The 14,798-nt window shown below is 38.2% G+C and carries 13 protein-coding genes; 7 read left to right on the forward strand and 6 right to left on the reverse strand.

The window, feature by feature from the left end; all coding sequences use genetic code 11:
- Positions 1-422 precede the first annotated feature (422 nt).
- The 4 genes from pgaA to pgaD are packed head-to-tail and all read left to right on the forward strand — an operon-like array spanning position 423 to position 6,389.
- On the forward strand, positions 423-2,861 hold the full coding sequence (pgaA, locus tag HJG58_RS04675) for a poly-beta-1,6 N-acetyl-D-glucosamine export porin PgaA (protein ID WP_170248087.1): 2,439 nt from the start codon (positions 423-425) through the stop codon (positions 2,859-2,861).
- Positions 2,861-4,687 carry a poly-beta-1,6-N-acetyl-D-glucosamine N-deacetylase PgaB gene (gene pgaB / locus HJG58_RS04680; protein WP_170248088.1) on the forward strand — a complete coding sequence of 609 codons (1,827 nt, stop codon included), beginning with the start codon at positions 2,861-2,863 and terminating at the stop codon, positions 4,685-4,687. Before pgaA ends, pgaB begins: the two co-directional genes overlap by 1 nt.
- Positions 4,687-5,934, forward strand: a complete 1,248-nt coding sequence (pgaC, locus tag HJG58_RS04685) for a poly-beta-1,6-N-acetyl-D-glucosamine synthase (protein ID WP_170248089.1) — start codon at positions 4,687-4,689, stop codon at positions 5,932-5,934. The genes pgaB and pgaC overlap by 1 nt, the downstream gene beginning before the upstream one ends.
- The gene (pgaD, locus tag HJG58_RS04690) at positions 5,931-6,389 is read left to right on the forward strand and encodes a poly-beta-1,6-N-acetyl-D-glucosamine biosynthesis protein PgaD (RefSeq protein WP_170248090.1); all 459 of its coding nucleotides are present in this window, start codon (positions 5,931-5,933) and stop codon (positions 6,387-6,389) included. Before pgaC ends, pgaD begins: the two co-directional genes overlap by 4 nt.
- Before the next feature lie 38 nt (positions 6,390-6,427).
- Here pgaD and HJG58_RS04695 read toward each other — a convergent pair whose 3' ends face one another.
- The 5 genes from HJG58_RS04695 to HJG58_RS04715 all read right to left on the reverse strand — a co-directional run bounded on the left by HJG58_RS04695 (position 6,428) and on the right by HJG58_RS04715 (position 10,539).
- Positions 6,428-6,991: an NAD(P)/FAD-dependent oxidoreductase gene (locus HJG58_RS04695; protein ID WP_170248091.1), complete on the reverse strand. Its 564-nt coding sequence runs from the start codon at positions 6,989-6,991 to the stop codon at positions 6,428-6,430.
- 148 nt (positions 6,992-7,139) lie between these two features.
- Entirely contained in the window at positions 7,140-8,144 is a 1,005-nt protein-coding gene (locus HJG58_RS04700) for an LLM class flavin-dependent oxidoreductase (RefSeq protein WP_170248092.1), read from the reverse strand.
- 133 nt (positions 8,145-8,277) lie between these two features.
- On the reverse strand, positions 8,278-8,784 hold the full coding sequence (locus HJG58_RS04705) for a hypothetical protein (protein WP_170248093.1): 507 nt from the start codon (positions 8,782-8,784) through the stop codon (positions 8,278-8,280).
- A 235-nt stretch (positions 8,785-9,019) separates the two neighbouring features.
- On the reverse strand, positions 9,020-9,439 hold the full coding sequence (locus HJG58_RS04710) for a glycine zipper domain-containing protein (protein ID WP_017398518.1): 420 nt from the start codon (positions 9,437-9,439) through the stop codon (positions 9,020-9,022).
- 194 nt (positions 9,440-9,633) lie between these two features.
- On the reverse strand, positions 9,634-10,539 hold the full coding sequence (locus tag HJG58_RS04715; RefSeq protein WP_170248094.1) for a LysR family transcriptional regulator: 906 nt from the start codon (positions 10,537-10,539) through the stop codon (positions 9,634-9,636).
- A 119-nt stretch (positions 10,540-10,658) separates the two neighbouring features.
- On the opposite strand from HJG58_RS04715, the gene HJG58_RS04720 reads away from it, so the two are divergent.
- From HJG58_RS04720 to prmC, 3 genes are all read left to right on the forward strand, one after another.
- Positions 10,659-11,498 (forward strand): type 1 glutamine amidotransferase domain-containing protein, encoded by an 840-nt coding sequence (locus tag HJG58_RS04720; RefSeq protein ID WP_216076507.1) that lies wholly within the window; start codon positions 10,659-10,661, stop codon positions 11,496-11,498.
- 291 nt (positions 11,499-11,789) lie between these two features.
- Positions 11,790-12,878 (forward strand): peptide chain release factor 1, encoded by a 1,089-nt coding sequence (gene prfA / locus HJG58_RS04725; RefSeq protein WP_170248095.1) that lies wholly within the window; start codon positions 11,790-11,792, stop codon positions 12,876-12,878.
- On the forward strand, positions 12,878-13,699 hold the full coding sequence (prmC, locus tag HJG58_RS04730) for a peptide chain release factor N(5)-glutamine methyltransferase (RefSeq protein WP_170248096.1): 822 nt from the start codon (positions 12,878-12,880) through the stop codon (positions 13,697-13,699). The genes prfA and prmC overlap by 1 nt, the downstream gene beginning before the upstream one ends.
- Positions 13,700-13,706: 7 nt before the next feature.
- On the opposite strand, the gene HJG58_RS04735 is transcribed toward prmC, so the two are convergent.
- Entirely contained in the window at positions 13,707-14,735 is a 1,029-nt protein-coding gene (locus tag HJG58_RS04735; protein ID WP_170248097.1) for an AraC family transcriptional regulator, read from the reverse strand.
- Positions 14,736-14,798: the final 63 nt, after the last annotated feature.

The raw sequence follows: 14,798 nt of genomic DNA on the forward strand, positions 1-14,798 counted from the left end.
GTGCTTATCAAATATGTCACCAAAATAAGCCGATAATTCGGGTTATGGAAATATCGGCTTAAGCGGGATTCGGGTTAGTTATAGATAAGTTGAATGGTTTTTTTATACATATATCTTAGTGAAAAATAAAAGTTTTAAATATAAAACAAAATGTTATTAAAAGGTTTTTATTGGTTATAAACCCGTGGATATTTTGAAACTCATTTGTAAATTTAAATAACACTATTGAAAAGAAGTGTATATTTTTTATTGTGCTAAAAAATAGTAATTATTTAATTTTTCTAAATATTTTAGAAAATCATCCATAAAAAATCCATAATTTATAAAATGTTAAATGGTTCACACTTTTTTGGTGTTGTGTGATTGATTTTTTATTTTAATTATACTTTCCCACCTCGATATGGGACTATCTGATTATCAAAATGCTAAAAAAATGTGTTTTTTCATTGGTATATATCTTGCCACTTAATTTATATGCCGCTCAAGTGGATGAATTGCGAGAGCAAGCTATTCAGACTTACAAAACTGGACAAACTCAACAAGCAATATTGAAATTAGATCAATTGCTAAATAAATACCCACATGACCAAAAATTGCTAGCTGATTATTTAGTTGTAATGTCAAGTGAAAAAAAAGATCTACTGACTTTTTCTCAGCATTTAGCAAATATTAATTATGTGACTTTTCCAGAATATGGCCAATTACCATTAATACGTAATTTGCGTGATTTTAAACACTTTAAAGATGCAATTGAGTGGTCGAACAAATTTAATATTCACAAGACATCTGATGGGCAGATTTTATTAGCAGTTTTATATGCTGAAGCCCAAGATCCTGTAAATGCTAAGGTACATTTAACAAGTATTAAGAGTAAAAATCTTACAGCTGAGCAATTTGTTCAAATTGCTTATGCATATCGACTCATTAATTCACCAGTAGATGCTTTATCTGTAATTGAGCAAGCTTATCAACAGCAACCAAACTCTTTTGCGGTTTTACAAGAATATAGTTATGACTTAGCGGCTGTAGGTTCATATAAAAAAGCTCAGCAGTTATTGCTTGCCAGCGATAAAAATGCACAAACAGAAGCGCTACAGCACTGGCTAAAAGTCAGTGAGTTTTCTCAACGTGTAAATAATGCAATTACTCGCTATAAATATCTCAATCGAGAAGGGATGTCGGATAGTGAAGGCTTTGCTGAGCTTGATGCTGTGTTGAAACAAGGTGAGCAAATACAGCCTTTGATTCAACCGTCAGACTCCAATTATTTAAGATTTCATTATGACTATTTATATGCTTTGGACTTTCGTGGGCGTAGCCGTACGGTATTAGATGAATTTACTAAATTAAATGTATCGTTAGAAAAGCTACCTGCTTATGTACGTCATGCGATTGCGGATAGTTATTTAGCAGAAAGACAACCGCAGCAGGCTGAACTCGCTTTTAAAACCTTACTTACCGAAAAAAACTATTCAGATATGACGGTATATACGGGGCTTTATTATTCTTATATTGAACAAGAAAAATATAAACAAGCTGAGCAACTTTTGAATGATGTTGATCGGTTGATCCCTACGTATAAATACAGTCAAGCCAAAGGGGTGGATAAATCAAGTCATCCTGATCGTGATGATTATATCGCTTTACAAGGCATGCATTTAGCTTATGCAAATCATTTGGATAAATCAGAAAAGCATTTTCAGAAACAAGTAGATCTTGCACCTGCTAATGAAGGTTTAATTAATAACCTTGCTCGTGTTGAGCGCTGGAGAGATAAGCCATTACAGGCGAAGCAAACAATTGATCGTTTAAATGGCTTAACGCCAGTTGCTAAAGATACGCGTATTAACCAAATGCAAAATGCCCAGGCTTTAGGGAATATTCCTGAGTGGCGCAAAAGCACAGAAAGTCTTTTGCAATATTATCCTGAAGATAGTGGTGTAGTTAAAAGTCGAAAAGAATTAGATGATCGTGATAGAGCAACCATCTCACATTCAACAACTTGGGGTCAAAGTAAAGCAGAGAACAGTGATTCTGTGAGTGGGCAAAATGGTTTGAAAGACCGAGAAATGGAAACACGTATTAATAGCCCTTGGATTAAAGATAATTATCGCCTATTTGCTTGGCATCAAGATCGCTACGGAGAATACCGTTTTGGTGATGTGCATGATCAACGTTATGGTGTTGGTGCTGAGTGGCAAGCAAACCGTAAGGCATTGTCGGCAATCTTGTCGCAAAGTACAGATGGTGGACAAGCAGGCGTTCGTCTTGATTGGTCACAATGGCTAAACGACCACTGGCAATATCAATTGCAATATGACAGTCAGGCTAATATTCCATTACAAGCAATTGATGCTGGTGAGGATGGACAAGCTTACCGCGCCGCTTTGACATGGCAAAAAGATGAGTCACGCCAAATTGGGGCAAGTTATGGCTTAACCGATATAAGCGACGGTAATAAACAACAAGAATTTTCGACCTTTTGGCGTGAACGACTATTTGATGCGCCTCATCATATTACCTACGGAACGGTACGTGGATTTTATGGCAGCAATAGCCAAGATGAGACCGCTTACTTTAGCCCAAGCAATCACTACAGTGCTGAGTTGAATTTAAGCCATGACTGGGTCACTTGGCGAGAATACGAACGCTCATTTAAACAGCATTTTGAAGCTGGAGTCGGGCTTTATAAACAAGCAGATTACTCAGCTCGACCAACATATTCTTTGCAATATCAACATCAATGGCAGCTCTCACGGACTTGGCAACTTAATTATGGAGTTGGTTGGCAATACCATCCATACGATGGTCATGATGAACAACATACCTACGGTATTTTTGGATTTGAAGGGCGTTTTTAATGAATAATATGAAGTCAAAAATGTTGAGCTGTGTGTTTGCTTCAACATTATTACCCGTACAATTTTCCTATGCCCGCATTGATACTGAATTACCAAAAAATCATACGGTTTCTTTAACTTTTCATGATGTACGAGATGATGTGCTAAAGGAAGGTGATCGTGATATTTATGCGATTCAGACCAATAATCTGGCGCAGTTTCTCGATTGGCTTAGTCAGTCGGACTGGAAATCGATTCGTCTAAAAGACATTGAAGAGGCGCGTAAGCAAGGTAAGGAATTACCTCATAACTCTATTCTACTCACCTTTGATGATGGTGCTTTGAGTAGTTATAGCCGAGTATTTCCTTTACTTAAGCAATATCAGATTCCAGCAGTTTTTGCACTTCCAACCAGTTGGTTAAATGGTAATACAAAAGCGGGTTATGAAGCCTATGGTCAAGGTAACTTGGTGAATTGGGCTCAAGTTCGTGAAATGCAAGCATCTGGCTTAGCCGAGTTTGCAAGCCATAGCGATGATTTACATCATGGTGTGTTGGCCAATCCTCAAGGTAATGAGCAACCGGCTGCGACTTCTTATGCATATTTAAAATCGCAATCACGTTATGAAACCGATGCAGAATATCAACAACGCATTTTGCAGGATTTAAAGAAATCTTATGCGGTTTTGAAAAAAGAAGTAGGGGTTAATCCTAAAGCAATTATTTGGCCATATGGTGCCGTGAATGAGCAATTAGAAAAGTTAGCACAACAGGCGGGTTTCCAGTTTTCATTCAGTTTGGGACGTGATGGAATGAATCGCGTAAGTGACTCAACTTTTAAACGTAGCTTAGTCATTGATAACCCAACAGCTGAACAACTGACAGAGGGTATGTTAAATATCCTGAACTTCGAAGAGGCAGATTTATTTAAGCAGCCACGTCATTTTGTGAGTATGGATTTAAAGCACTTAGCAGCGCAACAAAACTCTCAGACTGATGAAAAATTAGGGCAGTTGCTATCAAAACTGTATAGCTTGAAAAACAACGCTTTAATCTTAAAGCCTTTGGAAGATAAAGATGAAGATGGGCAATATGATGTTGCCTATTTCCCTACAAATAAAATGTCTGTTCAACAAGATATTTTAAATCGTAGCTTATGGCAGGCTCAAACCCGTGCAGGCCAATCTGTAATATTAGAATTGCCTGCTTATCCGCAAAAGGATAAACCATTTTTAGCTTCAGATTTGGCTAAAGATATTGCACGCTTTAACAGTAATTTAAGTGGTATTCAGCTTAATGCAGGATCATCTTTAAATTGCGCAATGCAAAAAGTAACAGTGCAAGAAAGCAGTTGCATTGAACAATCAAAACAACTCGAACAACTGAGTCAATTGACTAAAAAAGCGGTCAAACCTTATTTAAATATGAGTAATCAGGCACAGTTTAGTTTATTACTTACACCTGATTTAGACCATATCGAAAATCTACCTGAGCTTATAAAAGCACTTTTGTTAAAACATGATTTAGTCAATTTGAAGTTTGATGTGATTGGTAAGAAAAAACAATTTAATCAGTTGTTAACGCTCTTAAATACACTTAATGAAAATGATAAGCAAAGAATAATGCTGACTTTAGTATTACCAGAAAACTCGCAAAAAAATGCTTGGGAAGAGGTTCAGCAAGGGCTCTTTTCTATTCAGCGAATAGGAATCCAGAAATTCGGTATTGATGGCTATGACTTTGAAAAATCAAAAGATGTTCATCAATATTTATATAATCCGATTAGTCTGAATGCTAGCCCTGTGATGTATCAGCCTTTTGCTGGATTGGTAGAGGGGAAAAAGTAATGAGGGTATTACTCGATATTCTATTTGCTTTTGCTTTTTTATATCCCTTACTGATGGCTTGGACATGGATGGTAGGGGGACTTTGGTTTTTCTTTAAAAGAGAATACCGTGAACAAGCACTTCCCGAACCGACTAGTGAAGGATGCAGTATTATTATTCCGTGTTTTAACGAAGAAGCCCAAGTGCGGCAAACAATTCGTTATGCGCTACAAACCAAATATCCAAATTTTGAAGTGATCGCCGTCAATGATGGAAGTAGTGACAGGACCGCCGAAATTCTCGATGAATTGTCAGCGCAAGATTCACGACTTCGGGTTGTACACTTAGCAGAAAATCAGGGTAAGGCCGTAGCTTTAAGATCGGGAGTACTGGTTAGTAAATACGAATATCTTGTGTGTATTGATGGAGATGCGTTGTTACATCCGCATGCGGTACTTTGGTTAATGCAGCCATTTATTAACTTCCCGCGAATTGGTGCTGTAACGGGTAATCCACGAATTTTAAATCGATCTAGTATTTTAGGAAAATTACAGGTTGGTGAGTTTTCTTCGATTATTGGTTTAATTAAACGTGCACAACGTACATATGGTCGTATTTTTACTGTGTCTGGTGTGATTGCTGCATTCCGTAAAACTGCACTCGTTCGAGTCGGTTTTTGGTCTGACGATAAAATTACCGAAGATATTGATATTTCATGGAAGTTACAACTCGACCATTGGGATATTCAGTATATTCCACAAGCGCTTTGTTATATCTATATGCCAGAGACATTCAAGGGGCTGTGGAAACAGCGTCTTCGTTGGGCGCAAGGAGGGGTGGAGGTTCTTATAGAATATATTCCACAGATGTTTAAATTGCGTGTTCGTAGAATGTGGCCAGTCATGATTGAGGCGCTAGTCAGTATTATCTGGTCTTATGTGATGATTATGATCTTCACGCTATTTTTTGTTGGATTATTTGTTGAACTACCTCAGCAATGGCAGATTAAAACGCTTATGCCACAGTGGTACGGTGTGATACTAGGTGGAACATGTCTGATTCAGTTTTTGGTTAGCTTGTGGATTGATCAGCGCTATGACCGCAGCCGCTTCTTTAGAAACTATTTTTGGGTAATCTGGTACCCATTATTTTTCTGGCTGCTTACTTTATTTACAAGTGTTGTGGCGGTACCAAAGACTTTATTTAACACTAAAAAACGTGCCCGTTGGGTGAGCCCAGACCGCGGCTTCCGTGGAGATAACCCATGAAACCTGAGGAAAACAAGGATATAGAGACTTTAGATATCCCCGAATATATTGATCAACCTGAATATGTGAAAAATAAAACAGCAAACTATACATTGCAAACTATTGGGTGGATTTGTTTGATGTGGTTGCTTTTTCCATTGGTTTCACTGTTTTTATGGGTTTTTGAAGGGCACTTAATTTATGATTATGTCTGGGTTGATCATCTATCAGAAGTTAAGACTTTACTACATTTAGCCCTACTGATCGGAATTAGCGCGCTCATTTTAATTTTGTGGGCAAGTTATAACTGGATTAGGTTTAGTGGTGAGGATCGACGAGCTAAAGCGCCTAATAGTTCTGTTGAATTATTAGCTGCCCAATTCTTGGTTACTCCCGAAATGTTAACTGAGTTGCAAGAAAAACAGCGAATCATTTTGCATTACGATGATCATGGTAATTTGCAAAAATATGAGTAAAGTAAAAAAGCATGGCTTAAAACCATGCTTTTTTACTTTTATGGGATTGCTCTGATAATAATATCAACGGGTTGTTCTATACCATCCATGCTGTGAATAGATCTATTGGTAATTTTAACAATTGGCCATGTTTGCAATTTACAGTTGGGTTTCTGAAGTGCTGCATAATAACTGTCGGATTTAAAAAATACTTTTTTCGTGGTTGCAGTATTGGGAGTCAAAAGACGCTTAAGCCATGGTTCGTTTACTTGAGTTTCTAGAAAACGTAATGCCAGAATGCTTTTAACACGATTGTTAAATAACCTGCGGTTTTTGATAATAAGTGGGTGGGTAATTAACTTATGTGTACCCACCTGACTATGGGGCAAAATAAAATGAGGGGTGATTTGGAAGACAGTCACAAATTTTGCTTGCTGACAGACTTTTTCAAGATGAGTCACGCTATCTTGATTTGTACCAATAATCGCGACAGATGAATGTGAAAAGTCAAACTCTTTAATTGATGTTGATGAAATCACTTGACCAGTAAAATCTTCGAAATCTTGAGAGATATTCTGAAAAATCACTGATTTTGAAGTGTTATTTTTAATATTAATACTCATTTTCCAAAAGTCCTTTTGGTTTTTTAAATCATGATGTTTTTATCGTTTTAATATAAATAACCAAGCAGGAAGTTGGGGTAAAGTCTTTTCAGATAGATGGTCATCCCATACTCGAAATCAATTCAAGTATGGGAACTTGAAGTAGAGTTTAATGTTCTGTTTTTACATTCATGAGTTGTGTGAAGCTTTCTAAACGTTTAACTGTATCGTATACATCACATGTAAAAATAAATTCATCAACATCGTATGTAGCTAATAACTTTTGTAAGCCAGCACGAACCGTATCTACAGACCCAATTTGTGCCATTGCATAGAAGTTTTCGACAGAAAGTTGTTCTGCTGTATTCCACAATCCCTGCATTGATTCAACTGGTGGTTTAAGTTTTAAGCTTTCGCCACGAATTAAGCCTAATACACGTTGGTATGCACTTGTTGCTAAAAACTGTGCTTCTTCATCAGTCTCTGCTACAACAACAGGTACACCCATAGAAACGTAAGGTTTATCTAAATAAGCAGAAGGTTCAAAGTTCTCTCGATAAAGTTGAATGGCTTGACCTAGCATACGTGGTGCGAAATGAGAGGCAAACGAGTAGGGAAGTCCAAGTTTTGCCGCGAGTTGTGCACTAAATAGGCTAGATCCAAGTAACCAAACAGGAACATGTGTGCTTTGTCCCGGTGTTGCAATAATTTTTTGTCCAGCTTGAGGTACATCGAAATATTTTAAGATTTCGACAACATCTCTAGGAAATTGATCTTCGGTTTCTTGATGGCCACGACGTAAAGCTCGCATAGTGAGTTGATCTGTACCAGGAGCACGACCTAAACCAAGTTCAATACGATTTGGATATAAAGTAGCAAGTGTTCCAAATTGTTCGGCGACAACTAAAGGGGCATGGTTAGGAAGCATAATCCCGCCTGAACCTAAGCGAATATGCTGTGTATGTGCTGCAATAAAACCAAGTAAGACAGCGGTAGCTGAACTTGCGATACCATCCATGTTGTGATGTTCAGCAAGCCAGAAACGTTCATAGCCTAGTTTTTCTGCATGTTGTGCCAATTCTAATGCGTGACGTAATGAGAATTCGATGGTTTTATCATTACGAATAGGAGCAAGTTCTAAGATAGAGAACTTGGTATCTTGAAGTGATCGCATGCGATATTCTCGAATAAGGATATATCGAAATAATACGATATATGGGGTGTGATGTATATCGTTTTTTTTCGATATTAAATTTTATCTATCAATAAAAAAGCACCCGAAGGTGCTCTTTTGATTACTCTGTGAATTAGCGGTTTTTGTACCAACCACGGTGTAAGCCATTGTCATGGCGACGGCTACCGCCTTTATAATAACGACGGTCACCATCGTAATATTTACGGTCATCACGATCGTAACGTCCGCGGTCATAACGGTCATCGTAGTTACGATCTTCAGCAACTTTACGACCTAATGCAGAACCACCAGCGGCACCTACTGCTGCACCGATGTATCCACCGTTGGTACCGCCCATATTTTTGCCGACTGTATAACCAGCACCACCACCTAAAGCACCACCAATTGCAGCTTCTGTACGATTACGACGATCACTTGCTGCTGCTGCGCCACCAGCACCACCTAAAGCAGCACCGATTGTTGCACCAGATGTACCACCAATACTTTTACCGATTGCAGTACCCACTACACTACCTAAAGCAGAGGTTGCAGCAACACGTGTGCCATTGTCTGCATGTGCAACTGTAACAATTGAAGATGTTGCAATTAATGCACTAGCTAACCAAATATTCATTTTCATCTTGGAACTCCATGTCCTTTTACTGAAAGGACAGTATTTTTATCTTGAGGTAAATGTAATAAAAAATTTCGTAATAATTATGGAGAACCCAAAAGGCGTTACGATAGTTTTGTGTCTGTTTGTAGTGTTTATATTAATTTATGGATAAACCATGAGCATACGGAATATGAGCGTATAGCTTCATCACAATAAAAAAGCACCCGAAGGTGCTTAAATATCTGTTCGTCAAATTTGATTAGTGATGACGACGGTGTTTTTTCTTCCAGTGTTTAGAAGATTTAGTTGTATAGCGGTCTTTAGAAATTTTATTACCTAAAGCAGAACCACCCGCAGCACCTAAAGCAGCACCGACATAACCACCGTTTGTACCACCCATGCTTTTACCAACGGTGTAACCGGCACCACCACCTAAAGCACCGCCAATCGCAGATTCAGTACGGTTACGACGGTCGCTCGCAACAGCTGCACCACCAGCACCGCCTAAAGCAGCACCGATTGTTGCGCCAGATGTACCGCCCATACTTTTACCAATTGCAGTACCAGCTACACTACCCAAAGCAGACGCAGCTGCTACATGTGTTGTATTGTCAGCATGTGCCACAGTAACCATTGAAGTTGCTAGAACAGCGCTACATAACCAAGCATTTAATTTCATTTTTGACTCCGTGTCCCCAGTTGCAGGACCCTATATCTTTTGTTAGAGCAAATGTAACAAAAGACTTCTCCTTAAATGTGGAGAACCTTGATTCGATTATTGGAGTTTAGTGTCTGGTTTGTATGCTTTCTATTAAAATAGAATATTTAATGCCCATGTAGAAAAAAGTGATTCTAATTTAACTGGCCCCAAGTTCATCTATTCTCAGTTGAGCATAAGAAATCTATAAAAGCTCTTGTGGCAGAAGACATATGTTTATGTTGTGCGTAAAGTAAAGAAAAGGGGCGTGTATGACCTGCATAACCTTCAAGTAAAGGATGTAGTTTTCCTTGTTGAATTTTTTCATCAACAATAAAGCTGTAACTTTGACATATTCCTAATCCACTTTCGGCAAGTGATACTACTCCTAAAATATCTTCTTTTATCAAAATCCTATTTGTTGGTGTCCACTGAATTTCTTGATCTACATTCTTAAAGAACCATGGAATGACCTTACCACTGCTCGGTAATTCAAAAGCAATACATTGGTGATGATTTAATTCTTCCAAGGTTTGAGGAACACCCATACGTTTTAAATATTCGGGTGAGGCAACAAGTTGAAGAGGTGCAAGTTCCAGAGGTCTGGCAATAAGTGTGCTATTAGGAAGCTGACCTTGACGAATAGCTAAATCAAATCCTTCAGCAATTAAATCAACGTTTCGATTAGAAATACTAACTTCAATTTGAATGCTGGGATATTGCAAAAGAAATTGCTGTAATAAGGGTGGGAGGCGATAATGCCCATAGGTGGTAGGTACACTTAATTTAATTTTGCCAGAAATTTGCAGTTGTTCACCCTGAATATCACGCTCTGCATGGTCAATTAACTGAAAGGCGTACTGCATTTTCTCATAATAAAGCTGACCTGCTTCAGTGAGACTCAAATGGCGAGTTGTTCTTCTAAAAAACTGGATACCTAACTTTTTTTCCAGTCGCGTAATTGTTCTACTAATGACTGAAGGAGTCGTGGATAAATAGACTGCAGCCGCACTAATAGAAAGTTTCTCAGCCACAATTAAAAACACTTCTACATCTGCAAGATGGTCAAATTGACGAGACATTTTGTTCTCAAACGCAAAAAAGTTTTGTGTATATGGTTGTTTTTTTACCTTATTGGCAAAAATAGAATATATCCATCCCAGTTATAAATCCAGCAAATGGTTGAAATGAAGGTCGAATTATGAAATCTCTAAATAAAATAATGCTTGCAATAGTTACCGCTTCAGCAGCATTAAGTGCAAATGCTGCTCATGTATTGGTTGTATTGTCTGATGAAGGACAGCTAGAGCTAAAAAATGGTCAAATTTTTAAAACGGGCTTTTATTTAAATGAATTGATGCAGCCTACAAAAATGCTTTTAGATGCAGGCCATACAGTAACTTTTGCTACTCCAAAAGGTAAAGCTCCAACATTAGATGAATCATCAAATAATGCGATGTATTTTAACCAAGATGAAAAAGCATTAAAGCAATATTTAGGTTTATTGCATGATCTAAAATTAACATCTGCTCAAGATTCTCCGGTTGTGAGCCTATCTCGTATTGAGCAAATTGGCGTGGGTCAGTTTGATGCTATTTATATTCCAGGTGGACATGCACCTATGCAAGATCTCTTAAAAGATAAACAACTTGGAAAAGTACTTACAGCTTTCCATAAAGCTGGTAAACCTACTGCGTTGGTCTGTCATGGCCCTATTGCGTTGATGTCTACTTTACCTAATGCCTCGGAAGTAGTTGGTCAACTAGAACAAGGTAAAACAGTGAAAACTGGCGAATGGATTTATAAAAATTATCGGATGACTGTAATTAGCAATCAGGAAGAAGAGCAGGCTAAAGCTTTATTAAAAGGTGGAGAAATGAAGTTTTATCCACAAACGGCTTTACAGTCACTTGGCGGTAAGTATCAAAGTAATACCACTGCATGGACTCCAAACGTAGTAGTGGACCGTGAACTTATTACAGGGCAAAATCCGGCGTCGGCTGTTTTGGTGGGTAAAACCTTATTAGAAAAATTAAAATAAGTAGGTTGGGCAAAGAGGTTTTATCAACAAAGCCTCTATTGTCATATAGAGAAAAAAGATGACTTATTATTTCCTACAGAACAGTCAAATTATAGGCAAGTAAATAAATCTTATTCGAAATCATTATATTTATACGCCTCTAGTTATTGGGAAAGTTGATGAATTGGCTGATTATATATGTCATTTAAGCAGCATAATCTGTAAACTATGCGCTATTTTTACGATTTTGCTTATCTTCTATACTTACATAGCGTTCGATAAGCTTTTTGGACTTTTGAGATATTTCCTCTTATGAAAGCGTCACTCCGTTTACGACTTGATCAACTCTGTGATCGACATGAAGAACTTACTGCATTGCTTGCAGATGCTGAAGTGATCTCCGATAACAAACGTTTCCGTAAATTGTCTCGTGAACATAGTGATTTATCTGAAATTACCGAAGTTTGGGGCAAATACCGTCAAGCAGAAGAAGATATTGAAACTGCTGAAATGATGAAGTCGGACCCAGACTTTAAAGATATGGCAGAAGAAGAAATTCAAGCAAATAAAACATTGCTTGAAGAATTAGAAAGCCAACTCAACATTTTGATGATTCCAAAAGATCCAAATGACTCTAATGCTGCGTATTTAGAAATTCGTGCCGGGACAGGCGGTGATGAAGCTGCGATTTTCTCTGGTGATTTGTTCCGCATGTATAGTAAATATGCCGAATCGCAAGGTTGGCGTATTGAAGTCCTTTCTGAAAATGAAGGCGAGCATGGCGGTTTTAAAGAAGTCATTTGCCGTGTAGATGGTGATGGCGTGTATGGCCGCTTAAAGTTTGAAAGTGGCGCGCATCGTGTACAACGTGTTCCAGCAACTGAATCACAAGGTCGTGTGCATACGTCAGCATGTACAGTAGCAATCTTGCCTGAAATTGACGTTGATACTAACGTTGAAATTAATCCGGCAGATTTGCGTATTGATACTTACCGTGCGTCAGGTGCGGGTGGTCAGCACATTAACAAAACCGATTCGGCAGTGCGTATTACTCACATACCAACAGGTACAGTGGTTGAGTGTCAAGAAGAACGTTCACAGCATAAAAATAAAGCTAAGGCGATGGCATTGTTAGTATCACGTCTTGAAAATGCTAAACGTGCAGCAGCCGATGCAGCAACTTCTGAAATGCGCCGTGATTTGGTTGGTTCTGGTGACCGTTCTGAACGTATCCGTACTTATAACTATCCGCAAGGACGTATGACGGACCATCGTATTAACCTAACTTTATATAAGTTAGATGCCATTATGGAAGGTGATTTAACTGAATTACTTGATAGCTTACATCGTGAATATCAAGCAGATCAGCTTGCAATGCTTGCTCAGGAAAATGGCGGCTAATGAACATTGCTCAAGCGCTTGCAATTCGTGGTGAGCCTGACAGTTATGAACGTCAGGAAAATGCTTGGTTACTTGAGCATTTTCTAAAAATCAATTCGCTTGAATTAAAGTTTAAACTTGAGCAAGAGTTAACAGTTCAACAAGAGCAAGACTACTTGGCTGGGCTTGAGCGTATTCAAAATGGTGAACCTTTAGCTTATGTAACAGGTTCACAGCCATTTTGGACGCTCGATTTAAAAGTGACTTCCGATACTTTAGTGCCACGACCAGATACTGAAGTTTTGGTTGAAACCGTTTTAAATTTAAATTTGCCAAAGAATGCGAATATTGTTGATTTGGGAACGGGCACAGGTGCGATTGCACTTGCATTAGCGAGTGAACGCCCAGATTGGCAAGTAACAGCAACTGATATTTATGCACCTACTTTAGAAGTTGCAAAAGAAAATGCGCAAACGCATGGATTACAACAAGTGAAATTTGCCTGCGGTGCTTGGTTTGAAGCACTCGAACCACAACAATTTGATTTAATTGTTTCTAATCCGCCGTATATCGACCCTGAAGATGAGCACATGCAAGCTTTAGCAACAGAACCGCGCCGTGCATTGGTTGCAGATCATCAGGGACTAGCTGATATTGAAATTATTATTGCTCAAGGGAAAAACTGGTTAGAACTACAAGGCTGGATTGCACTAGAGCATGGCTATGATCAGGGGCAAGCTGTTCGAAAAATATTTGCTGAGCATGGTTTTAGTGAAATTAAAACTATTCAAGACTATGGCCAAAATGATCGAGTCACATTAGCATCATTACTAACAAAATAAGAATAACTTAAACTGTAGAATTCAAGGTAGCTTCTCGATATGCACCTGGGCTGACACCTGTCCATTTTTTAAAAGCACGGTGAAATGCACTTGGGTCATGGAAGCTTAAATCTTCACTAATATCTTGAATTGAGTCATTCGTTTTACTTAAGCGTTCAACAGCAATATCACAGCGGATTTCATTTTTAATTTGTTGATAGCTTACACCTTCATGTTTCAGTCTACGTTGAACGGTGGCTTCTGAAATATTGAGTTGGTGAGCTACATCTTTGAGTTCAGGCCATTGTGCAGGGTGGAGTTTCAATAAATGGCGACGAATAAGTACACTCAAGGCATTTTCATTTTTAAAGCGAACTAAAAGATTTTGCGGAGTTTGCTCTAAAAAATCATAAAGCGCTTTTTTATCTTTTTTAATTTTAATATCTAAATAGTGGGCATCGAACTCAACTCGATTTGCCTCAGCATTAAATTGAATGTCTTCACCAAAACGTACAAGATAATCCTGAATATCCTGAGGTTTAGGACAACGTACCATAATAGTATTTAAACCAATTCGCTGGTCTACCAACCAGCACATCAGTCCGTGTACTAATATTAAAAAGGTTGCATAGGTAAACATACGTTTAGGTTGTTCACGATCATGAATCACTAAATAAGCTTTTTCTTGTTCTCGAATGAGTTCTCCGTGCATATCATCTAAAACAAAGTTAAAAAACTTCAAAATATCGTAAAGTGCTTTTTCTAAAGTTTCAGCCGTACTGACGAGTTTAGTCAGTAATTTATAGCTTCCACGACGCATAGGGTGGCTATCCATCCCAAAAAACTCATCGTTCATGGCATTTGCAAGCTCTATCCACAATTGGGCATATGTTGTAACAGGCACACGTGCCTTTGGAGACATCAGTAATTCAGCGGGGATGCCTGCTTTATTTAGAATTATTTGTGTATTTAGACCTTTGGCATAAGCCGCACTCAGTGCTTCATGTACTAGTGCAATCGAAATTGTGCCTTTACTTAAAGAAGATTGGACAACCATGTCAAAGACTCATATTTTCTTCATATATTTCAAGTGAAATACTACATATTTAAAATTTGGATT

Origin of the sequence: Acinetobacter geminorum, from assembly GCF_013009345.1 — a bacterium.
Lineage (GTDB): Bacteria > Pseudomonadota > Gammaproteobacteria > Pseudomonadales > Moraxellaceae > Acinetobacter > Acinetobacter geminorum.